The sequence below is a fragment of the Sorangium sp. So ce394 genome (genome assembly GCF_051474665.1).
Taxonomy (GTDB): domain Bacteria; phylum Myxococcota_A; class Polyangia; order Polyangiales; family Polyangiaceae; genus Sorangium; species Sorangium cellulosum_D.
In genome coordinates, this window is the sequence record NZ_CP150339.1 from 446,304 (window position 1) to 467,461 (window position 21,158).

Genomic DNA, 21,158 nt, shown 5'->3' on the forward strand with positions numbered 1-21,158 from the left:
GGAAGCGGTTGGAATTCCTTCCTCCTCCGCGGCGTCATCCAGACCGCGGCGTCCTGCGCCGCTCCATCTAGGGACCCGACCTCGCGAGCATAACACACGTGAACTCGCCAACGATGTTCACGCCGAGCACGTCTCCGCTAGGACGCGAGCTCGTCAATGAGGACAGTGATGAACTTGCGAATGCTAACGTTTCCGGTCGCATCGTCGTGGTTTGCGTTCACGGTGCTCGCCTGCGCGCCCAGCAACCAGGGCAGCCAGGTCGGCTCGCCCGCTCAGGCGAGCGCGGTCGATCAGGCCAGCAGCGCCGCGCCTGCCAGCACCTCGAGCCAGACCGGCGCGGCGGAGGCGCCCCCGGCGGCGGAGCCTGCGCCCCAGGGGCCCGCGCTGCGGCCCGCGGCCAAGGGAGCGTACTTCACGGGCGAGTATCGCAACCTGTTCGCGGAGCTGGGCCACAAGCCGGCCGAGATCGACGCCAAGATCACGAAGGCGTACACCCAGCTGTTCCACGGCGACCCCAAGGAAGAAGCCGTCATGTTCGCGGCGGGGAAGAACGCGAACGGCCCCAAGGCGTACATCATGGACATCGGCAATAACGACGTCCGCTCCGAAGGGATGTCGTACGGCATGATGATCGCCGTTCAGGTCGATCGAAAAGACGACTTCGATGCCCTGTGGAACTGGGCCAAGTCTCACATGTACCACGCGGATCAGCGTCACCCCGGCTTCGGCTATTTCTCGTGGCAGATGCGCCCGGACGGCACGGCCATCGATGAGAATCCCGCTCCCGACGCGGAAGAGTATTTCGCGACGGCGCTCTTCTTCGCGTCCCACCGCTGGGGGAACGGCAAGGGGATTTATGACTACCGGAAGGAGGCCCTGGGCCTGCTCGACGCGATGAAGAACCGCAAGGCCATCGCGGGCGCGGTCAACGCGAACAAGCGCAAGACCACGCTGCACGCGCTCTTCAATCCCGAGCACAAGATGGTGCGGTTCACGCCCGATGCGGACAACTTCGCGAAGAACGGCGATCACACCGATCCGTCGTATCACCTGCCCGCGTTCTACGAGCTCTGGGCGGCCTGGGGCCCCGAGGCGGATCGCGCGTTCTGGGCCGACGCGGCCAAGGTGAGCCGCGATTTCTTCGTCAAGACGACGCACCCGAAGACCGGGCTCGCCCCGGATTACGCCAACTTCGACGGCACCCCCAAGGCTGCCTCCTGGGACGCGGGGACCGCCAACTTCCGTTACGACGCGTTCCGCACCGCGATGAACTGGGCCGTGGATGCGGCGTGGTGGGCGAAGGATCCGCGGCAGACCGAGCTGAGCGATCGCATCCTCGCGTTCTTCGACTCGCAAGGCCCCGAGTACAAGGCCAACTTCACCCTCGACGGCAAGCCCATCGTCGACCACGGGTCGCTCGGGCTCGTGGCGATGAACGGCGTCGCGGCGCTGGCTGCGAGCCAGCCGCGGGGCTGGCGCTTCGTCAAAGACGTGTATTCGCGCGAGCCGCCGACCGGCAAGTGGCGGTACTACGACGGCATGCTGTACACGATGTCCCTGCTGCACTTGAGCGGGAAATTCCGCGTCATCATGCCGCAAGCGCAGCCCGCGGCGGCTGCGGCGGCTGCGGCGGCTGCTGGCAAGCGCTAGCTCGGCAGTCAGCTCGCCCTGCTGCTCATCTCTGCAGCGACCTTCCGCATCGCCTGCTCGTGCGGCTCGAGAAAGCTCACGAGACGCTGGGTCAGCTCGGGCCCGGCTGCTTCCGGCGTTCCAGCGCGGAACGGCGGGGCGGGGTCGTATTCCAGCATCAGCTGCGTCATCTTCGCGGTGTCCTCCCCGCGCAGCAGCGCGAGGAGCGTCAGCCCGAAATCGATGCCTGCGGTCACCCCGCCGCCCGAGATCCGGTTGCGATCGACCACCACGCGCGCATGGACGCACTCCACGCCGAACGCCTCGAGGATGTGGCGCATGGCCCAATGCGTCGTGGCCTTGTATCCTTGCATCAACCCTGCTGCGGCCAGGATCAGCGATCCCGTGCACACGGAGGTCACGTACCTGGACCGAGGGCCTCGGTCCCTCAGAAATTGAAGGATCTCCCGGTCCGCCATCGCCTCGGTCGTGCCGATGCCGCCCGGCACGAACAGGATGTCGAGGTCGTCCGGACAGTCGCTGAAGGTCGCGGTCGGCTGGATGGAGACCCCGGTGTCGGACGTGACCAGGGCGCGCGTCTTCCAGAGCAGGTGGGTCTCCGCGTGAACGGCCAGCACGTTCTGCGGACCGATCAGATCCAGCGTCGTGAGACCCGGATAGAGCACCATGCCGATCTGGAGCGGCGGCTGCGGAGCGGGCATCTTGAGCTCATGCGTTTCGGTCATCTCTCGTCCCTCTTCCTTTCGTTCGTTCATCCGTTGACCGTCCCGAGCGCGTCCGATCACGATCGACCGAAGCGCGGCCGATCGTCCTCCGGCGCGACGCGGGAGCGCTCTTCGATCGGTGGGGGGCGGTGCACGCGATAACGCTATCCGTCGCGCGCATGGCAATGACGACAACGTGCCTGCATTTCCTGCCAAACGCCTTGAGGCGCCGAGTCGCCGAGTCGCCGCGTGCCCCGGGCAGAGACGCGCGGCGCCGCTATCGCGCCGGCGCGATCTCGGTGAACAGCCGCTCGTGCGCCGCGAGCATCGCCCCGAGGCTGAAGCGCGCGTCGAACGCCTGCGCGTTGCGCGCGCCCATCGCGGCTGCGGCCGCCGGATCGGACAGCAGCGCGAGGAGCCGATCCGCGAGCGCCCGGGGGTCCTCGGGGGCGACGAGGTAGCCGCCGGCGCCGTCCTCGATCGCCTCCGGCACGCCGCCGACGCGGGTCGCGACGATCGGCTTTCCGGCGGCCATGGCCTCGAGGACCGCGAGCGGGAGCCCCTCCCAGCGGGACGAGAGGACATAGGCGTCGAGGCCGGCCATCACGTCGGGTACGTCGCTGCGCAGCCCGAGGAAGTGCACGCGCTCCCGCGCCGCCATGCCGGCGCGCCGGGCCTCGAGGTCGGCCCGGGCCGGCCCGTCGCCGGCGATCACCACGTGCGCGCGCGGGTCGCGGCCGAGGACCTCGCCCGCGGCGTCGAGCAGGACGTCGATGCCCTTCTGGCGCGACAGCACCGCGACCGTGCCGAGCACGCGCGCGTCCTCGGGCAACCGCAGCTCGGCGCGGAGGCGGTCGCGGCGGCCGGCGCGGACGCGCGCGCCGTCGATGCCGTTGCGGATCACGTGGACGGGCCGCCGGACGCCGAGATCGCGCCGGAGCTTGGTGGCCAGATCGCCGGAGACCGCGATGATCGCGTCGGCGAGCCGCACGTAAACTCTGAATTTGCGCAGCGAGCGGGGGCTCGCGCTGTTGATCTCGTTGTGCTCCGAGTAGACGACGCGCGGCCGCGGCAGGAGCAGGCGCGACGAGACGCCGCCGAAGATGAGCGGGGCGAAGTTGTGGACGTGCAGGACGTCCGCCCGCACGTCGCGCAGGAAGCCGCGGATCGCGAGGGGCAGCTCGGGATCGACGCGGGCGAAGCCGAGGTTGAGCCGCGGGCGCCGCCGCAGGACGAGCCTCCGCTCGGGCGGGAGGTCGACCTGATCGAAGAGCTTGCCGGGGGCGTCCAGGCAGATGAGCGACGGGTCGAAGCGGGCGCGATCGAGGCCGTTCAGGAGGCTGACGGCGACCTTCTCGAGGCCCCCGACGTCGAGGTTGATGACCACCGTGCACACGCTGATCTTCCGCATAGGGCCCGCCTCCCGCGCTCGTACCACGGCGCCCCGGCGACGGGTAAACCAGGTGCGGCGCGCGCGGCGATCGTGTAGAGCGGAGGCTCTGCGGCGGCTCCGGCTCCTTCACCTGATGCCTTGTCGCTTCTGGGGCGGCCCGGAGCGGCAGACCGTGCAAGCGGCGAGGATCCTGCGCGATCGCGGCGCGTGCGAGGTCTCGTTCGCCGTGATCCCGCACCGGGAGGCGAAGGTCGCGGACAACCCGCTCGTGGTGGGGGCGCGCGCGGAGGGGTTCGAGGCCGAGCCGCTCGCGCTGGAGCGGGGCTACGACCTGCTCGAGGGGGCGCGGCGGCTCCGCGCGATCGCGGCGCGGCTCCGGCCCGACGTGGTGTGCACGGTGGGGTACAAGGCGGACCTCCTGGCGCTCGGGCTGCGCGGGCGCGGCGCGCCGCGGGTGCTGGCGGTGGCGCGCGGGTGGACGGGCGAGGACCTGAAGGTGCGGCTCTTCGAGTGGGCCGATCGCCGGACCCTGCGCTGGCATGACGGGGTCGTGGTCGTGTCCGAGGCGCAGCGCGCGGCGGTGCGGGCGTGCGGGGTGAGCGAGGCGCGGATCTTCCACGTGCCGAACGCGATCGATCTGGATCGGATGCCGCCGCCGGTCCCCCGCGCGCGGCTGCTCGCGGAGCTCGGGCTCGACGCGTCGGCCCGGCTCGTCGGCGCGGTGGGGCGGATCAGCCCCGAGAAGGGGCAGCGCTCGCTCGTGGAGGCGTTCGCGGCGGTGGCGCGCGCGGACCCGCGTGCCGCGCTCGTGCTGGTCGGGGACGGGCCGGACGAGGCCGCGGTGCGGGCGGAGGTGGCGGCGCGGGGGCTCGGCGACCGCGCGCGGCTGCTCGGCCTGCGCCGGGACGGCGCGCAGCTCATCGGGGCGCTCGACGTGCTGGCGCTGCCGTCGCGCACCGAGGGGCTGCCGAACGTGGTGCTGGAGGCGTTCGCCTACGGGACGCCGGTCGTCGCGAGCGCGGTCGGCGGCGTGCCGGAGCTCGTGCTGGACGGCGAGACGGGGTGGCTCGTCCCGCCCGGGCAGCCGGGCGCGCTGGCGCGGGCGCTGCTCGACGCGCTGGGGCGGCCGGAGGAGGCGGGGGCGCGGGCGACGCGCGCCCGGGCGCGGCTCCTGTCGCGGTTCACGGCGGAGCGGCAGGCCGACGCGTGGCTCGAGGCCATCGCCGCGGCGACCGGCGCCGCGGCGACCGGCGCCGCCGCGGGGGCCTGATCGGCGCGGGCGGCGGGCCTCCCGCGGAGGGCGGCAGACCTCCCGGGCGGCCCGGGTCAGCAGGCAGGCGCGGCGAGGCTCGCGGCCGCGGGCGCGAGCGCTTCCGGGGCGCCGCGGCGCTGCTGGTGGAGCTGCTGGTAGATGCGGGCGAGCGTGTCGCCCACCACGGTCCAGTCGTACCTGCTCTGGACGAGCGCCCGGCCGGCCGCGCAAAGGCGCGCCCTGAGCGCCGGATCGGCGTCGAGCTCGAGGAGCGCGCCGCCGATCGCCTCGGGGCTTCGGGTGATGAGCGCGTGCTCGCGGTCGCGCAGCGCGAGCCCCTCCGCGCCGAGCTCGGTGGAGACGACGGGCACGCCGGCCGCGAGCGCCTCCAGGATCTTCAGCCGCGACCCACCCCCGATGCGCAGCGGCACCACGGACGCGAGCGCGTCGGCATAGTAGGGCCGCACGTCGGGCACGGTCCCGGTCACCTCCACGCCGGGCAGCGCGCCGAGCGCGCGCACCTCCGGCCCTGGGTTCCTGCCGACCACGGTGAGGCGCCACGCGGGCCGCGCGGCGCGGATGGCGGGCCAGAGATCGCGCGCGAAGGCGACGATCGCCTGCGCGTTCGGGCGATAATCCATCGAGCCGACGAAGACGATGCGGCGGCGTGGCCCGGACGCAGCGCCGCCCGCGCCCGCGAATTCGTCCACGTGGACGCCGTTGTCGACGGCGAAGGCGCGCAGGCCGGGGCGGAGCGCGAGGAGCTTCTGGCGATCCCGCTCGCTGACCGTGAGGTGCGCGTCGAACTGCTCCAGCACCTTGCGCTCGAACCCGGCGAGCTGCGACGCCAGCGCGAACGCCGCGAGCCCGCGGAGGCGATCGGGCGCGTTCTGGCTGTAGCGGGAGAGCACCTCCGACTCGATGTTGTGCCAGTCGCAGAGGAGCAGCGGCCGATTGCGCGCCGCCCGCAGCAAGGGCAGATACCCGGCGAGGTGGACGCTCTCGACCTGCACGGCGTCGAACTGCCCTTCGTCGAGGACACGCGCGAGCTCCTGGCGCATGGCGCTCGTCGTGTAATTGAGGACGACGAGCGGCAGCGGCCCCACGGCGCCGCGCAGGATCTTGCCCAGGGAGTTCGGCTTCTCCTGCGTGAGCGTGAGCACCTGATCGGTGATCTGCGCGATATCGTTCATCGGCTGCGGGGCGGGGCCGGCCGCGCCCATCCGCGCCCGCCCGTTACGGACGGCGCCGTCGTCGGCGAAGCTCAGGTACGTCACCCGCGCGAACCGCGAGAGCTGCCGGACAAAATGCCAGTTGCGTAGCTTGGCCCCGGTGTCGAGCGGCCAGCAGGCGCGAGGCGCAAAATAGAGAATACGCATCTGTCGCATCGAGGACATAGACACCTCCAGCTCGCGCGGACGTGCAGGCAGGTTGCACCGAGGCCTCACGCGTCGCGCGGCACGTTCAGGGTGATGAGCGATCCGAGCCTCCGGCGCCGGCCCGGTGATGGGATTGCATGGTCGACGCCCGAAGAGCGGCGACCATGACCTGGAAAGGTAACATGGCTCTTTGGCACAATGTAAAGAAATCAGTGCGAAGCGGCGCGCGTGAGCGTCGTGAGCGTCGTCAGCGTCGTCAGCGTCGATTGCGGCGGACGGAGGCGGCAGGCGCCTCGCGTCACGGCCCACCACGGGAGGCGCGCGCGCGGAAGCGACCTGATTTTATCGATTTCGTGAACGCTTCCGGGGCGATGCGCGCGAGCGGCGCGCGCGTGGGCGGAGCGCGCTGAATTTATCGATTTCGTGAACGCTTCCGGCGCGATGCGCTCGTCGCGCCGATGCGGGCTATCGCTGGGCGAGCCCGCCTTTCCTCCAGGGCTGGAATCGCCCGGACGTCCATTTCCAGTCCGCGGCGCATCCCCCGGAGTCTACCCTGCCTTCGGCGCCGGCAGGCAACCGCCCTTCCAGGGAGGAGCGACCGCGATAGCGCACAAGAATGATATGCCTGGACGATGCATGGGCCCAGCGTGAGCCGGGTGGTCGCCGAGCTGCTCGCCCTCGGCGTGAGGCAGGGCGGCGTCCTCCTCGTCCACACGTCGTTCAGGGCGGTGCGTCCGATCGAGGGCGGGCCGCTCGGGTTGATCCGCGCCTTGCGCGCCGCGCTCGGGGACGACGGCACGCTCGTCATGCCGACGATGACCGACGGACAGAGCGTGTTCGATCCCCGGTCCACGCCGACCAGCGGCATGGGGATCACCGCCGAGACGTTCTGGAGACAGCCGGGCGTGCTGCGCAGCGGCCACCCTGGCGGCTCCTTCGCTGCGGCCGGCCGCTTCGCCGAGCGTATCTGCGCGCCGCAGCCGCTGTCGCCACCGCACGGGCCGGACAGCCCCCCGGGCCGCGTCCACGAGCTCGGAGGCCAGGTGCTGCTGCTCGGCGTCACGCACGCCGAGAACACGACCCTCCACGTCGCGGAGGCCATCGCGCGGGTCCCCTACTCGGTCGCGCACCCGTGTGTGATCGAGGTCGACGGCGTGGCCCGGACCGCGATGATTCACGAGACGGATCATTGCTGCCGGCGGTTCGGGCTCGTCGATGGCTGGTTGCGCGGACGGGGGCTCCAGCAGGAGGGGAGGGTGGGCAGCGCCCACGCGCGCCTGTGTGCTTCACGCGATCTCGTCGCCGTGGCGGTCGAGCACCTCGCGAAAAGCCCGCTCGTGTTCCTCTGCCCGCCCGACGAGGGCTGCGACGAGTGCGACGCGGCGCGCGCCAGCGTGCCGGCCGACGCGGCCCGCAGAGAGCATGCATGATGGCCGGCGCGGCGCGGCGCGGCGCGGCGCTGGGACCCTCGCCAGCACTGCGATTCCGCTGGAGAGATTTAGTTAGACTTACTAACTATTCGACCGGCTCCGGCGCGGCGCTGGGGCCCCCGCCAGCACCGTGATTCCGCTGGAGAGATTTAGTTAGGCTTACTAACTAGTTAGCCGGCTCCGGCGCGCCCGGGGGGGCCTCGCCAGCGCCGCGATACCGCTGGATAGCTTTAGTTAGCCTTTCTAACTATTGCGGTGACGCTCGTTGACCGCCACGCTGCGGCTCGCGCGCTCCGGGCCAAGCTGCGGCTCACGCTCCCCGGGCGCGGCGCTGGCCTGCGTATCGGAAGAACGCGCCGGTCCGCCGCGGCGACTTCGTCTGGGGACTTCGTCTAGAGATCGAGCGCCAGCGTCAGGCGCATGGCAGGCCCTCTCCATGCGAACGCGATCGTCCGCGCCGGCTCCCCGGTGGACACCGTCGCGGAGGGACCGAGATCGTACCCGCCCGAGGCGTCGATAACGACGATGGACGGCACGCGCCATTTCACGCCCGCGGCGAGGCCCACGAAGCCGAACGTCTCCGCGTCGCCTCCCGCGCGCACGGAGCCCACGCCGCCATGGCCGCGCATGTACAGGCCGAGCCTCGTCGGGACCGGCCAGAGCACGTAGCCCGCGTAGAGGTGCCCTCCGAAGCCGCCGACGCCGGCCGGGCCGGACGTCCCGACGACCCCGTGAACGCCGAGGCCGAGGAGCGGCCCGTGATGCGCGCGATACGCCTCGAGGGCGACGCCGGCAGAGACGGCGTTGCCCACGGATACGCGCGCTTCCGGGACGAACGCGACGCCCCAGAGCGGGCCGCCGAAGACGACGCCGTCCTGCGGCGCGAACGGCCGATCGGGCCAGAGGCTGCGGACCTCGGCGCGATCCCCGGTCACCTCCGTGACGACGCCGGTCTTGGCGGCGTCGCCCTCCCGCGCGGGGACCCGGGCCTCGGCGCCCACGCCCGGCGCGGATCCGGGGATCGCCTGCGCCCAGGCGCGCTCGCCGCGCGCCTCGACGACCGCCGCGCGCGGGAGCAGGTCCGCGAGCTGCTCCCGGATGCGCTCGGGCGTGCCGGACAGCGCGGACGCGCTCGCCCCCGGCGCGGGCGGCCTCTCGCAGCGCGCCGGCGTGACCAGCTGGACCACCGACGTGAGCTCTCCGTACCTGGCCCGGCGCGCCTCGTACGTCGAGGAATCCTCGTGCTCGACGCACACGCTGACCAGCGGATCCGCCTCCGGAAACGGCTTCCCGCTCGGCACCGTCTCGCGCCGGAGGCACTCCCGCTCCGGGGCGCCGCCGGCGAACGCCAGCTCGTCCGAGGCGACGAGCAGCAGCTCGGCGCCCGAGCGCTCGAGCAACGCGCACAGGTCGCGCCCCGGATCGCGCTGCGCCGAGTTGTCCTCGACGACCTCCTCGCTGTAAACGAAGCGCGAGCCGCGGAACGCGTCGCGGATCACCGAGGTGACCGCCCGGGAGCTCGTGATCGCGTGGACCCGCAGCGCGCCGTCCGAGAGCCCGCCGGCGATGTCGGCGGCCGTGGGGCTCGGCGCGTACGTCGACAGCCGCGTGTAGAAGACGCAGCCCGCCGGCGCGAGACAGACCGCGGCGGCTGCGCAGGCGCGGAGGAGGCGGCCCAGCCGACCGGCAAAACGCATCGCAGCCTGTCTACGGCCCGGCGCTCGCTGCGACAAGCCAGCTCGCGCCGCGGACGGCCCGCGGCGTCGATCTCCGCCGGGTCAGTCGGACGCCACCTCGCGCGGGCGGCGGGCGACCAGCGCGTGCCCCTCCAGGACCTCGCGCACGATGCCGTCCGCGTCGGCGTGCTTCGCGATCGCCCTGCGGACCTCGACGGCCAGGTCCTCCTCGCGCGATCCCGGCCGGCCGTGCCAGGTCGCCGCGAACGACAGGGCGCGGTCGACGAAGCGCTCCACGGGGGTCGCTCGCTGCTCCAGGACCGAGATCCGCTCGAGATGGCTGAAGGCGGAGTCGAGCAACACGGCCTCGTTCTTCGCGCCCTCGCGGATCTGCGGCCGCGCCGGGTCCTCGGTCGAGTACTTGTCGATGAGCGCCTGGAACTCCTTGTGCCACGCGTTCGCCGGGACCTCGGGGTAGGTCTCCCCGAACAGCGCCACCGCGCCGCCTCGCTCGATCAGCGCGTCCAGCGACTTGATGGTCTCGACACGATCCATCCAGTGGAACGCGCGACCGATGGTCACGAGGTGGAAACGGCCGAGGTGCGGCCCGAGCTCGTACGAGCTGCCCTGAACGAGCTGGATCGAGACGTCGGCTCGAGCGGCGTTCGCCTTGGCGGCCGCGAGCATCTCGGGCGACGGATCCACCGCGGTCACCGTCCGGGCGCGCGGCGCGAAGTCGATCGCGAGGAACCCCGGACCGGTCCCGAGATCGAGCACGCTGCCGTCCCGCGTGAGCCCGACCAGCTCGGCGACGCGGCGGCTGAGCAGCTTCGGATAGGTGGGGCGGCCGGTCGTGTAGTACTGCGAGGCGGTCTTGAAGCGTTCCGGGTAGAAGAGCTTGCGTTCTGACATGGTGATGGACCTCTCCTGGCCTCAGGCCAGGGTCATGGCCTCCGGATGGATGAGAGGAGCTCCGACACGGCGAGCCGCGCCGCCGGCGCTGCTCCGCTGCGAGCACGAGGCCGGTCAGCGAGGGCGGCGCCGGAGCGCTCCATGGACGCCGGCATAGGGCACGCGGCGTACCAGCGCGGAAAGCTGCGAGCGGCGGGCGCGGCGGCGCGACGCTGCTGCTCCTGGAGCAGCCGCTCAGCAGCGCAGCTGTCCGAGGCGCACGGCGGCCGCCCCCGAAGGCGCTCGGCAGCGGCGCCCGGATCGCCCGATGACTTAACCGATTTAGCGCCGGCTCAGCTCGCGGCGACGATGTCGCGCACGAGCGCGACCACGTCGTCCGGCCGCGACAGGAACGGAGAGTGGCCCGCGTCGAGGCGCCGCACCTGCCGCGCGCGCTGCGACATCGCCTCCTGCGCGAACACCGGGATGGCGTTGTCGCGCTCGCAGATCACGTACGTGGACGGCAGCTCCTGCCACGCGGCGGCGCTCAGCGGCTGCACGAACGACGCCCTGGCCTGCGGCAGCAGGGCCGCTTCCGCGACGGCCGCGACCTCGTCCGCGCAGTCGTTGTAGAAGATGTTCCGCGCGTCCGCGGTCTGCAGCGTCAGGCCGTCGGCGGAGGTGATGCACCACGGCGGCTCCTTGCCGCCGATCGACGAGAGCAGCGACTCCCCCGGGCCGAGCTGGAACGCGCACAGGTAGACGAGGTGGGCGACCTTGCCCGTGCGGGCCGCCACCTCGGTGACCGGCAGCCCGCCGTACGAGTGCGCGACCACGACGGCCTTGCCCGGAACCTCGGCCAGCGCCGCGCGCACCGCCTCGACGTCCGCCGCGAGGCCGCCCAGCCGAGCCGCGTCCAGCCCGGCGCTCGGCAGCGCGGGCGCGCGGACGTCGAGCCCGGCCCCGAGCAACCGGCACGCGACCTGCGACCAGCACGCCGGGCTGTGCCAGGCGCCGTGAACGAGTACGACCGAATCGACCTTGCTCATGAGCTCCTCGCCTCCTCGGCTCTCGACGTTGTCTCGACCGTGATCGAACGGACGCTATCCGAGGCCCCCCAGCGACACCAGCGAGCGCTTCGCCCGCGCGCCGGCAGGGGCCGAATTGGAACATGAAGGCGGGAGGGCGGGAAGAAAACATGAATGATCTTCTCGCCTTCCCGCCTTCATGAGGACTCTCCCCTGGGCGACGTCGACCACGACCCACGGCGCCCGACAGGCGCGCCCTGGACGGCGGCCCGGGAACGGAGTAGATCAAATACCGGAACTGGATTCCGAATAATGGAACGATCTAGGACGGTCGACAAGGCGGTGCGCGCCCTCGAGGCGCTGCGCGAGGGCGGCGGCAGCGCCTCGCTGGCGGAGCTCGCGGCGCGCCTCGGCATGCCCAAGGCGACGCTGCACCGGCTGCTCGCGTCGCTCGCCGCGCACGCGCTGGTCGAGCAGGACGGGGAGGGTCGCTACCGGCTCGGCGTCGGCCTCATCCGCCTCGGGCTCGGGGCGCAGGGGCTCGACCCCGTCGCGCGCGTGGCCAAGCCCGAGCTCGAGCGGGCGGCGCGCGCCTTCGGCGAGACGTTCTTCCTCGTCGCCGCCCGCGCGGGGCGGCTCGTCGTGCTCGACAAGGCCGAGGGCACGGGGCTCCTGCGCGCGGCGCCGACCGTCGGGGCCGAGGTCCCGGTCGACGTCACCGCGAGCGGACGACTCTACCTCGCGCACGCGCCGGAGCTCGTGGGCGCACAGGGCGCGGGCCCCGCCGCCGAGCGCGCCGCGAAGCGCGCCGCGAAGCGCGGCTACGACGTCAACGAGGGCGAGTGGATCGACGGGCTGACCGTCATCGCCGCCCCGGTGCTCGCGCGCGGCGGCCTGCACGGCTGCATCGCCTGCGCCGCCGCCGCCCAGAGCCTGCGCGGCGATCGACGCGACGCCGCGGTGCAACACACGCGCGACACCGCCGAGCGCGTCGCGCGCGCTCTCGAGGGGGACAGCAGGAGGTGAACGTCATGAAGACATGGATCGATGGGCGAATCGTCGACGCGAAGGACGCGACCGTGAACGTGACCGATCACGGGCTGCTCTACGGCGACGGCATCTTCGAGGGCATCCGCGTCGCGGCGGGGCGGCTCTTCCGGATCGACCGCCACCTCGCGCGGCTCGAGGCCGGCGCGAAGGCGCTCGGCATCGCGCTGCCGCGCCCGATCGAGGGGCTCCGCGCGATCGTCGAGGAGACCGCGCGCGCCAACGCCGAGCGCGAGGCCTACGTCCGCCTCGTGGTGACGCGCGGCGTGGGCCCGCTCGGCGTCGACCCGACCACCTGCGAGCGGCCGGGGCTGTTCTGCATCGTGGGGTCGATCCGCCTCTTCGACGACGAGCAGCGGCGGCGCGGCCTCGAGCTCATCACGTCGAGCTACCGCCGGCCGGACGCGGACGCGCTCGACATGCGGATCAAGAGCCTGAACTACCTCGGCTCCGCCCTCGCCAAGCTCGAGGCCAGGCAGCGCGGCGCCGACGACGCGCTGCTCCTGAACGCGCGCGGCCACGTGGCCGAGGCCTCGGTGGCCAACGTGTTCGCGCTCCGCGGCGACGTGCTCGCGACACCGCCCGCCACCGACGGGTGCCTCGAGGGCATCAACCGCGCGGCCGTGATGGATCTCGCGCGCAGCGTCGGCCTCACCGTGGTGGAGCGCTCGCTCGGGCGGCTCGACTTCTTCGCCGCCGACGAGGCGTTCCTGACCGGCACCGGCGCCGGCGTGATCGCGATGCGCAGCCTCGACGGGCGCACGATCGGCCGCGGCGAGCGCGGCCCCGTCACCGCCCGGCTGACCGCGCTGCACCGGCAGCTCGCCGAGCGCGAGGGCGTCGAGCTCATCGCCGCGCCCGGCGCCCCTACCTGAACGGACGAGCAGATGGAAGAGGAAAGCGACTTAACCGGTACATAGGCCCGCTCCCCGCCTCGCCGGCCCCGCCTCCGGGCGACACGGTCGCGGCGGGCGCGGCGCGCGCGGCAGGTCGAACGAGGGCGCGTCAGCTGTCGCGGGCGATCTCCGCGAAGATCCCGCGCAGCCAGATGTGCGCCGGGTCCTTCGCCTGCCGCTCGTGCCACACCTGATCCAGCGAGAACCCGCCGAGCTCCACGGGCGGCTTCATGATGCGCAGCGCCTCCATCTCGGCGAACACGCGCGCGATGCGCGCCGGCACGGTCAGCACGAGATCCGTCTGCGCGACGATGTGGGCCGCCACGAGGAAGTGGGGGATCTGCAGCGCCACGCGGCGCGAGAGCCCCCGCTCGGCCAGGACCTCGTCCACCCGACCGCCGCCGTCGCCGCGCGGGCTGATGAGCGCGTGCGGCAAGCTCGTGTAGGTCTTGAGGTTCAGCTTGCTGCCCACCACGGGGTGATTCTTCCTCACCACGCACATGTAGTGCTCCTCGATGAGCCGTTGCCGGTAGAACCCCGCGGGCACGGTGGGCAGCAGGCCGATGGCCAGGTCGACCTTGCCGGTCTCCATGGAGCTCCACATGTCGCTGTCGTAGGGGCGCGCGATGAGATCGACGAACGGCGCGTCGGTGAAGAGCTTTTGCACGAGCCGGGGCAGCAGGATGAGCTCCACGTAATCGACCGTGGCGACCGCGAACGAGCGGCGCGCCGTCGCGGGATCGAAGCGGGGGCGGCGCGCGACGGTCGCCTCGATCTGGGCGAGGGCCTCGCGAATGGGGCCGATGAGCTCCTGCGCGCGCGGCGTCGGGATCATCCCCCGCGGCGTGCGCACCAGGATGGGGTCGTCGATCAACGTGCGAAGGCGCCCGAGGGCGTGGCTCATGGCCGACTGGCTCAGCCCGACGCGCGCCGCCGCGCGCGTGACGCTCCCCTCCGCCAGGAGGGCGTCGAAGACGACGAGCAGGTTCAGATCGATCGAGGCAAGATGCACGGGATGCATGTGGCCCATGCTACTAATGAGTTGGAGGGGCGCCACCGGCCGGTCTAGACGTTCTCCGTTGGACCGGAACGGTCGCAGACCCCGCCGAGGGAGCGGTCGGAGGGACGCCGCCGGTCGTCACGCCCATGTCTCGCTTCGATCCCCCGAGCACGCCCGCGGAGCCTGGCTTCCGGCCCCTCCTCGCGCCCGAACCGCCCGTGATCGCAACCCTGTTGCAGATCGAGCCGCCGGTGCGTACCGTCTCGAGGTCCTCTGTGGTAGGTCATGATGTAGTCGGAATCGTGCTGCGAGCGCCGGTGAGGGTTGATGTGCCCGGCCCGGTCCGCTAAGTAGTCGCCCCCCAAGATCGCCCTGGCGCCGGTCCCGCGCGGCTCACCTGACCGCGGGGCGGCTAGAGCGCCCTTGCCGCCCGGGAGCGGATCAGGGGTCTCCGGTACGCCGCGAGGGCGGCATGGGTGACCGAGAGAGGCCATCTCGTCTACGGCTGAGCCCGCATGGCCGGCCCGGGTCGCGCCGACGGCCGACGCTCGCCGAGCCGGTTTCCACCGCGTTTCCCCGCTGCTGCACGCCGAGCGACGCGCAGCACCCATGAGCGTCGCGTTTCGGCAGCTGTACGGAACAACGGTCACAGGAAGAGAGAGCGCTATGCCAAGTTCGAATTGGGGTTCCTTGTTCGTCGCTCCGCTCGTCGCCGTCTCCCTCCTCGCCTCGTGCGCCCCTTCCGCGCCGCAGGACGAGCGTCACGCCGCCCTGTCGAGCGCGCTCACCGCCGCGGACAGGATCGCTGCTTGCGAACAGGATCCCCGCGTGGTCTCCGGGCTCGTGACCAGGGAAATTTGCGCAGGCGCTGACATCTTCTTTCGCGAAACTTTCGAGGGCAACGGCCGGACTTGCGGATCCTGTCATCCTGTCGAAAACAACTTCACGATTGACATTCCCTTCATCGACGCTCTCCTCGACATCAACCCTTTTGACCCGCTGTTCGTCTACGAGGAAGACGCCGCGCTGACCGACCTCGAGACGTACGAGCTGAAGACGAACGGCCTGATTCGCGAGAACATCGACGGCTTCGACGATCTCGACGGCAAGTACGTGATGCGCGGGGTCCAGCACACGCTCTCGCTGGCGACGACCATCGCGCCGGACCCGGCGCAGGAGGGGGAGGGCATGCCGCTCCAGCGCACGGGGTGGTCGGGCGACGGCGCCCCGGGCAGCGGCTCGCTGCGCGACTTCCTCACCGGGGCGGTCACGCAGCACCTGCCGAAGGATCTCAGCCGGGAGCCGGGGGTCTCGTTCCGGCTCCCCACCGAGCAGGAGCTCGACCTCACGCTGGCCTACCAGCTGAGCCTGGGACGGACGAACGAGCTCGACCTCACGCGGGTGAAGCTCACCGACCCCGAGGCGAACGAGGGGCGGCTGGCGTTCCTGGATCCGCAGCGGGGCCGCTGCAACGTGTGCCACTCCAACGCGGGCGCGAACCACCTGGACACGGGGCGGAACCGCAACCTGGACACGGGGGCCCGGAAGGCGCCGGGGACCGCCAGCGCCCCGGGGGCGTTCGACGGCGGGTTCGGGGGCGCCGGGCTTCCGGCGCCCAACATCGACGTCCTCGGCCGCAATATCCTCGACGGGTACGGCGACGGCACGTTCAATACCCCGCCCATCATCGAGGCCGTGGACACGCCGCCGTTCTTCCACTCGAACGCCTTCGGGAACGACATCGAGGCCGCGGTCTCTTTCTACATCAGGGAGGACTTCAAGGTCTCGCCGGCTGGCCGGGAGCTGGAGGCGCGGTTCGGCACCCCGATCCAGTTCCCCGACGCCGACATCGTCACGATGGGGCGCTTGCTCCGCGTCCTGAACGCCGCGTTCAACCTCGACCTCGCGAAGCAGCGCCTGCAGGCCGCCCGGACGCTCGCGCGCCAGTTCCACGACACCCGCGACGACGTCCAGAAGCGCCTGATGGAGCTGGCCGAGGTCGAGATCGACGACGCGGTGCAGGTCCTCAGCGTCGCCGGCACGCCGCTGCACCCGGTCTCGCGGTACCGCCTTCGGCAGGCGAAGACCGAGATCGCGGCGGGCCTCTCGGCGGCCTCCTGGTCGGCGCGCGAGAGCCGGATCTCGATCGCGCTCCTGCGCGTCCAGAACGCGCGCGACGAGTTCGGCTCGAACATCACCTACCGGCTCGGCCAGGGCAACCTCATGTACTAGCGGCGCCCCGGCGAAGGAGACCACGACCGCCAGGCTGCCGAGGCTGCCAAGAGGCGAGATCTCTCGGACATCTTGGCGTCCTCGGCAGCCTGGCGATCCTCCCCCGTGCGTCGCTGCACAAGCGCCGCCGCCCCGCGCGCGCCAGCCGCTGGCCAACGCCGCGCGAGCCGGTAGGTTACGGGCCCCGGCGTGGCCGGTCTGCCAGGTGTCCTGCTCTGATGTCGTCCGGTTCACGTTCTGATCGCGGCGCGCTCCCCGCGCCCGAAGCGGCGCGCCCCCGCGGCGGGCGCTCGCTCCTCCTGCGGCTCCTCGGGCTGAGCTGGGCGTACCGGGGGCGGGTCGCGCGCGTGCTCGGCTACCAGATCGTCCTGCTCTCGCTGGGGCTCGCGGGGCTCGGCCTGACCGGGCTCGCCATCGACATCCTCCGCCACCGGCTCGATCCGTCGATCCGCGCGCCCGCGCTGCCGCTCGGCGTCGGCCGGCTGGTCGACGTGGAGCGGGAGCCCATGACCGCGGTCCTCTCGATCGGCGGCGCCATCCTCGCCATGGCGGCCGCCCGCGCGGTGCTCAACTACGGGTACGCGCTCTCCGTGGGCCACCTCGTCCACATGGAGATCGTCCCGGATCTCCGCGCGCGGGTGTACGACAAGCTCCAGCGGCTGAGCTTCCGGTTCTTCGACGCCAACACGAGCGGCTCGCTCATCAACCGCGTCACCGGCGACGTCCAGCTCGTGCGCTCGTTCGTGGACGGCGTGCTGCTGCAGAGCGTCATCATGGTCCTGTCGCTCGGCGTGTACGTCGCGTACATGCTCCGCACGCACGCCCTGCTGACGGTCGTGTGCCTCGCGCCGACGCCGCTGCTCTGGATCGCGAGCACGCTCTTCGCCCGCTGGGTGCGGCCCGCCTACCTGGTGAACCGCGAGCTCGTCGACCGCATGGTCCTGAGCTTCAGCGAGGGGCTGCAGGGGATCCAGGTCATCAAGGGGCTCGGGCGAGAGCGCGAGGCCCACCGCCGCTTCGACGAGCGGAACCGCGAGGTGCGCGAGCAGCAGCAGGGCACGTTCCGGAAGGTGAGCGTTCTCAGCCCGACCATCGACCTGCTCGGGCAGCTGAGCCTCGTCCTCCTGCTCGGCATGGGCGGGCTGCTCGTCACGCGCGACCGGATCACGCTCGGGCAGCTCGTGGTGTTCGCCGGCATCCTGCAGCAGTTCTCCGGGCAGATCGCGAGCATGGCGACGATCGTCAACACCGCGCAGCAGAGCTTCATCGGCGCGCGGCGCGTCTTCGAGGTGCTCGACACCCCCGTCGAGATCGCGAGCCCCGAGGCGCCCGAGCGCCCCGCCCGCGCGGAGGGGCGCCTCGTGTTCGAGCGCGTCACGTTCGGGTACGACCCGGGGAGGCCCGTGCTCCACGGCGTCGACCTCGACGTCGCGCCCGGGCAGTTCGTCGCCGTGATCGGCCCGACCGGCGCGGGCAAGAGCACGCTGCTCAGCCTGATCCCGCGCTTCTACGATCCGACCTCCGGGCGCGTCCTGCTCGACGGCGTCGACCTCCGGCGGCACGACCTCGACCTGATCCGCCGGCGCATGGGGGTCGTCTTCCAGGACAACTTCCTCTTCAGCAACACGGTGGCGGCCAACATCGCGTTCGGCGCCCCGCACGCGACGCGGGAGCAGATCGAGCGCGCCGCGGTCGTCGCCCGCGCCCACGAGTTCATCCGGGAGCTGCCCGAGGGCTACGACACCGAGCTCAGCGAGTCGGCGGTCAACCTCTCGGGCGGCCAGCGGCAGCGGCTCGCCATCGCGCGCGCCGTGCTGCTCGACCCGCCGCTGCTCCTGCTCGACGACCCGACGGCCGCGGTGGACGCGCGCACCGAGCGCGAGATCCTCGACGCGATCCTCAGCGCGACCCGGGGGCGGACGACGATCATGGCCACGCACCGGGCCCACCTGCTCCGCCGCGCGGACCAGGTGATCGTGCTCGACCGGGGCCGCGTCGTCGAGCGGGGGACCCACGAGGAGCTGCTCCGGCGGCGCGGCCACTACGCGAGCGCGCTCTCGCTGCACGACGCGCACGCCGCCGCCGCGCGCGCGGACGAGAGCCCGCCGCCGCCTTCGTGGCGCGGCGCGCGCCCCGCGGCGTCGGGCCCGGCCGAGGAGCCGGCGTGAGCCGCGCCGGCGAGGCGACGCGCCGCGCCACGAAGGCGGCGGCGGGGACGGCGCGCGCCGCGGCCGAGCCGGCGCCGATCGACGTGCGCCTCGGCCTGTCGCGCGCCGCGGTCGACGACGAGCGGGACCACGCCCACGGCCGGCTCGATCTCGGGCTCGTGCGGCGCGTGTTCACGTTCACACACCCGTACGCGAGGAAGCGCAACGCGCTCTTCGCGCTCGTCGTGGTGCGGTCGATCCAGCTCCCGCTCCTCACGTGGGCGGTCGGCGCCATCATCAGCGGCCCGGTGGCCCGGCGCGACGCGCGCGCCACGCTGCTCTCCGTCCTCGGCTTCGGGGCGTTCGCGCTGCTCACGGCGGTGGTCTTCCACTTCCGCTCGCGCCTCGCGCTCGAGCTCGGGGAGGCCGTGGTGTTCGACATGCGCGATCGGCTGGAAAGGCACCTTTTGCGGATGCCGATGAGCTTCTTCGTGAAGACGAAGGTGGGGCGCCTCATCGGCCGCATGACCTCCGACATCGACGCCATCCGGGTGGCGGTGCAGGACGTCGTGTTCGTGAGCACGGTGCAGCTCGGCACGATGGCGGTGGCGATGGCGCTGATGGCCCGCGCGCACTGGCCGCTCTTCCTCGTGGTGGCGGCGATGGTCCCCGTCTTCTGGGGGCTGATCGTCTATTTCCACAAGCGCCTCGGGGCGGCGCACCAGCGCGCGCAGGAGAGCTTCACCCGGGTCACGGCGACGCTCGCCGAGTCGGTCACGGGGGTGCGCGTGACGCAGGGCTTCGTGCGGCAGGACATCAACGGAGGGCTCTTCCGGGCGCTGATCTTCGATCACTCGCGCTACAACATGGATGCGGCGCGCCACTCGGCCGCTTTCCTCCCGCTCCTCGAGTTCAACGGGCAGCTGTTCCTGGCCGTGCTCGTGGTCGTCGGCGGTTATCAGGCCCTGCACGGCGCGATCGAGCTCAGCGTGCTCGTGGAGTTCTTCTTCCTCGCGAACCTCCTGTTCAACCCGATCCCGGTCCTGGGCAACCAGTACAACCAGGCCCTGACGGCGATGGCGGGCGCCGAGCGGCTCTTCCGCGTGCTCGACACCGAGCCTGACTGGCCCGACGAGGGCGGCCTACCGGCGCTGCCGCCCGCGCGCGGCCGGGTCGTCTTCCAGGGGGTGAGCTTCGCGTACGAGCCGGGCAAGCCGGTGCTCCACGGGGTCGATCTCGTCGCCGAGCCGGGCCAGATGATCGCGCTGGTCGGGCACACGGGCAGCGGCAAGACCTCGATCCTGAACCTGCTGGCGAAGCTGTACCTGCCGACGGAGGGGTCGATCACCGTCGACGGGCACGATCTGGCGGCGACGTCGTCGGCGTCGCTGCGCGCGCAACTCGGGCTGGTCTTGCAGAGCAACTTCCTCTTCAGCGGCACGGTGCTCGACAACGTGCGCATGGGGAACCCGGCGGCGACCGACGCCGAGATCCGCGACGCGGCGCGGGACCTCGACGTGCTCGACCTGCTGGACGCGCTGCCGGAGGGCCTCCGCACCGAGGTGGGCGAGCGGGGGACGGGGCTGTCGCTGGGGCAGCGGCAGATCGTGTGCTTCCTGCGGGCGATGGTCGCGCGCCCGCGCATCGTGCTGCTCGACGAGGCGACGAGCTCGGTGGACGCGCTGACCGAGGCCCGGCTGCAGGCGGCGCTCGGGCGGCTCCTGCGCGGGCGGACGAGCTTCGTGGTGGCGCACCGGCTGAGCACGATCCGGCACGCGGATCGGGTCGTGGTGCTCGACCACGGGCGGGTCGTGGAGCAGGGGACGCACGCGGAGCTGCTCGCCCGAGGAGGGGTGTTCGCGGCGCTTCACCGCGAGGGGACGGGCCCCTGAGAGGTGGTCTAGAGATGCAGGGGATGTCGCTCCGACGTGGGAGGGCGACGGGGGGCGATCAGGCGACTTCCAGGCGGACGGCGACGTTGTTGCGGGTGGCGTTCGAGTAGGGGCAAACCTGGTGCGCCTTCTCGACCAGCTGCTCTGCCTGCGGACGCTCGATGCCCGGCAGCGAGATCCGCAGGCCGATGTCGAGGCCAAAGCCGCCCTCGGAGCGGGGGCCGATGCCGACCGTCGCCGTCACGGTGGCCTCGGCGGGGATCCGCGCCTTCTCCTGCGCGGCCACGAACTTCAGCGCACCAAGGAAGCAGGCGGCGTAACCCGCCGCGAAGAGCTGCTCCGGGTTGTTCCCCTCGCCGCCGGCGCCGCCGAGCTCCTTCGGCGTCGAGAGCTTCACGTCAAGGGCACCGTCCGCGGTCTTGGCCCGGCCGTCGCGGCCGCCCTGGGCAGTGGCTTGGGTCGTGTACTTCACGTCAACAGGCATCGGAGCGCTCCTTTCGTGACGACAGACCCGGGCACGGAAGAGCCTCCCCCCGCGGGG

At 72.1% G+C, this 21,158-nt stretch carries 16 protein-coding genes; 8 read left to right on the forward strand and 8 right to left on the reverse strand.

Annotation, left to right across the window (positions count from 1 at the left end; genetic code table 11):
* Window positions 1–180 precede the first annotated feature (180 nt).
* On the forward strand, window positions 181–1,650 hold the full coding sequence (locus tag WMF33_RS01680) for a glycosyl hydrolase family 8 (RefSeq protein ID WP_437335502.1): 1,470 nt from the start codon (window positions 181–183) through the stop codon (window positions 1,648–1,650).
* Between the two features lie 8 nt (window positions 1,651–1,658).
* Here WMF33_RS01680 and WMF33_RS01685 read toward each other — a convergent pair whose 3' ends face one another.
* Together WMF33_RS01685 and WMF33_RS01690 are read right to left on the reverse strand one after the other, a co-directional pair.
* Window positions 1,659–2,375, reverse strand: coding sequence for a DJ-1/PfpI family protein (locus WMF33_RS01685; RefSeq protein ID WP_437335503.1), 717 nt, complete (start codon window positions 2,373–2,375; stop codon window positions 1,659–1,661).
* 256 nt (window positions 2,376–2,631) lie between these two features.
* The gene (locus WMF33_RS01690) at window positions 2,632–3,765 is read right to left on the reverse strand and encodes a glycosyltransferase (RefSeq protein ID WP_061626125.1); all 1,134 of its coding nucleotides are present in this window, start codon (window positions 3,763–3,765) and stop codon (window positions 2,632–2,634) included.
* A 115-nt stretch (window positions 3,766–3,880) separates the two neighbouring features.
* Here WMF33_RS01690 and WMF33_RS01695 point away from each other — a divergent pair, with 115 nt between their 5' ends.
* Entirely contained in the window at window positions 3,881–5,017 is a 1,137-nt protein-coding gene (locus WMF33_RS01695) for a glycosyltransferase (RefSeq protein WP_437335504.1), read from the forward strand.
* 56 nt (window positions 5,018–5,073) lie between these two features.
* Here the strand turns inward: WMF33_RS01695 and WMF33_RS01700 are convergent, their stop codons facing one another.
* On the reverse strand, window positions 5,074–6,396 hold the full coding sequence (locus WMF33_RS01700) for a glycosyltransferase family 4 protein (RefSeq protein ID WP_061626127.1): 1,323 nt from the start codon (window positions 6,394–6,396) through the stop codon (window positions 5,074–5,076).
* Window positions 6,397–7,010: 614 nt separating this feature from the next.
* Between WMF33_RS01700 and WMF33_RS01705 the strand changes: the two genes are divergently transcribed.
* On the forward strand, window positions 7,011–7,808 hold the full coding sequence (locus WMF33_RS01705; protein ID WP_437335505.1) for an AAC(3) family N-acetyltransferase: 798 nt from the start codon (window positions 7,011–7,013) through the stop codon (window positions 7,806–7,808).
* Between the two features lie 392 nt (window positions 7,809–8,200).
* On the opposite strand, the gene WMF33_RS01710 is transcribed toward WMF33_RS01705, so the two are convergent.
* From WMF33_RS01710 to WMF33_RS01720, 3 genes are all read right to left on the reverse strand, one after another.
* On the reverse strand, window positions 8,201–9,505 hold the full coding sequence (locus WMF33_RS01710) for a hypothetical protein (protein ID WP_437335506.1): 1,305 nt from the start codon (window positions 9,503–9,505) through the stop codon (window positions 8,201–8,203).
* A gap of 81 nt (window positions 9,506–9,586) precedes the next feature.
* Window positions 9,587–10,396: a class I SAM-dependent methyltransferase gene (locus WMF33_RS01715; protein ID WP_437335507.1), complete on the reverse strand. Its 810-nt coding sequence runs from the start codon at window positions 10,394–10,396 to the stop codon at window positions 9,587–9,589.
* A gap of 332 nt (window positions 10,397–10,728) precedes the next feature.
* Window positions 10,729–11,424 (reverse strand): alpha/beta fold hydrolase, encoded by a 696-nt coding sequence (locus WMF33_RS01720; RefSeq protein WP_437335508.1) that lies wholly within the window; start codon window positions 11,422–11,424, stop codon window positions 10,729–10,731.
* Window positions 11,425–11,715: 291 nt separating this feature from the next.
* Between WMF33_RS01720 and WMF33_RS01725 the strand changes: the two genes are divergently transcribed.
* Together WMF33_RS01725 and ilvE are read left to right on the forward strand one after the other, a co-directional pair.
* On the forward strand, window positions 11,716–12,429 hold the full coding sequence (locus tag WMF33_RS01725) for an IclR family transcriptional regulator (RefSeq protein ID WP_437335509.1): 714 nt from the start codon (window positions 11,716–11,718) through the stop codon (window positions 12,427–12,429).
* 5 nt (window positions 12,430–12,434) lie between these two features.
* Entirely contained in the window at window positions 12,435–13,325 is an 891-nt protein-coding gene (ilvE, locus tag WMF33_RS01730; protein WP_437335510.1) for a branched-chain-amino-acid transaminase, read from the forward strand.
* A gap of 130 nt (window positions 13,326–13,455) precedes the next feature.
* Here ilvE and WMF33_RS01735 read toward each other — a convergent pair whose 3' ends face one another.
* Window positions 13,456–14,367: a LysR family transcriptional regulator gene (locus tag WMF33_RS01735; protein ID WP_437335511.1), complete on the reverse strand. Its 912-nt coding sequence runs from the start codon at window positions 14,365–14,367 to the stop codon at window positions 13,456–13,458.
* Window positions 14,368–15,012: 645 nt separating this feature from the next.
* On the opposite strand from WMF33_RS01735, the gene WMF33_RS01740 reads away from it, so the two are divergent.
* The 3 genes from WMF33_RS01740 (at window position 15,013) to WMF33_RS01750 (ending at window position 20,617) form a co-directional block, all read left to right on the forward strand.
* On the forward strand, window positions 15,013–16,578 hold the full coding sequence (locus WMF33_RS01740) for a hypothetical protein (RefSeq protein WP_437335512.1): 1,566 nt from the start codon (window positions 15,013–15,015) through the stop codon (window positions 16,576–16,578).
* A 218-nt stretch (window positions 16,579–16,796) separates the two neighbouring features.
* Window positions 16,797–18,746 (forward strand): ABC transporter ATP-binding protein, encoded by a 1,950-nt coding sequence (locus WMF33_RS01745; protein ID WP_437335513.1) that lies wholly within the window; start codon window positions 16,797–16,799, stop codon window positions 18,744–18,746.
* Window positions 18,743–20,617, forward strand: coding sequence for an ABC transporter ATP-binding protein (locus WMF33_RS01750; protein WP_437335514.1), 1,875 nt, complete (start codon window positions 18,743–18,745; stop codon window positions 20,615–20,617). The genes WMF33_RS01745 and WMF33_RS01750 overlap by 4 nt, the downstream gene beginning before the upstream one ends.
* A 58-nt stretch (window positions 20,618–20,675) precedes the next feature.
* Here the strand turns inward: WMF33_RS01750 and WMF33_RS01755 are convergent, their stop codons facing one another.
* Window positions 20,676–21,101 carry an organic hydroperoxide resistance protein gene (locus tag WMF33_RS01755; protein WP_061624513.1) on the reverse strand — a complete coding sequence of 142 codons (426 nt, stop codon included), beginning with the start codon at window positions 21,099–21,101 and terminating at the stop codon, window positions 20,676–20,678.
* Between the last annotated feature and the right edge of the window lie 57 nt (window positions 21,102–21,158).

Coding starts and splice junctions, on each gene's coding strand:
- WMF33_RS01680 (WP_437335502.1), top strand. CDS start 181: ATGCTAACGTTTCCGGTCGCATCGTCGTGGTTTGCGTTCACGGTGCTC.
- WMF33_RS01685 (WP_437335503.1), bottom strand. CDS start 2,375: ATGACCGAAACGCATGAGCTCAAGATGCCCGCTCCGCAGCCGCCGCTC.
- WMF33_RS01690 (WP_061626125.1), bottom strand. CDS start 3,765: ATGCGGAAGATCAGCGTGTGCACGGTGGTCATCAACCTCGACGTCGGG.
- WMF33_RS01695 (WP_437335504.1), top strand. CDS start 3,881: ATGCCTTGTCGCTTCTGGGGCGGCCCGGAGCGGCAGACCGTGCAAGCG.
- WMF33_RS01700 (WP_061626127.1), bottom strand. CDS start 6,396: ATGTCCTCGATGCGACAGATGCGTATTCTCTATTTTGCGCCTCGCGCC.
- WMF33_RS01705 (WP_437335505.1), top strand. CDS start 7,011: ATGCATGGGCCCAGCGTGAGCCGGGTGGTCGCCGAGCTGCTCGCCCTC.
- WMF33_RS01710 (WP_437335506.1), bottom strand. CDS start 9,505: ATGCGTTTTGCCGGTCGGCTGGGCCGCCTCCTCCGCGCCTGCGCAGCC.
- WMF33_RS01715 (WP_437335507.1), bottom strand. CDS start 10,396: ATGTCAGAACGCAAGCTCTTCTACCCGGAACGCTTCAAGACCGCCTCG.
- WMF33_RS01720 (WP_437335508.1), bottom strand. CDS start 11,424: ATGAGCAAGGTCGATTCGGTCGTACTCGTTCACGGCGCCTGGCACAGC.
- WMF33_RS01725 (WP_437335509.1), top strand. CDS start 11,716: ATGGAACGATCTAGGACGGTCGACAAGGCGGTGCGCGCCCTCGAGGCG.
- ilvE (WP_437335510.1), top strand. CDS start 12,435: ATGAAGACATGGATCGATGGGCGAATCGTCGACGCGAAGGACGCGACC.
- WMF33_RS01735 (WP_437335511.1), bottom strand. CDS start 14,367: ATGCATCCCGTGCATCTTGCCTCGATCGATCTGAACCTGCTCGTCGTC.
- WMF33_RS01740 (WP_437335512.1), top strand. CDS start 15,013: ATGCCAAGTTCGAATTGGGGTTCCTTGTTCGTCGCTCCGCTCGTCGCC.
- WMF33_RS01745 (WP_437335513.1), top strand. CDS start 16,797: ATGTCGTCCGGTTCACGTTCTGATCGCGGCGCGCTCCCCGCGCCCGAA.
- WMF33_RS01755 (WP_061624513.1), bottom strand. CDS start 21,101: ATGCCTGTTGACGTGAAGTACACGACCCAAGCCACTGCCCAGGGCGGC.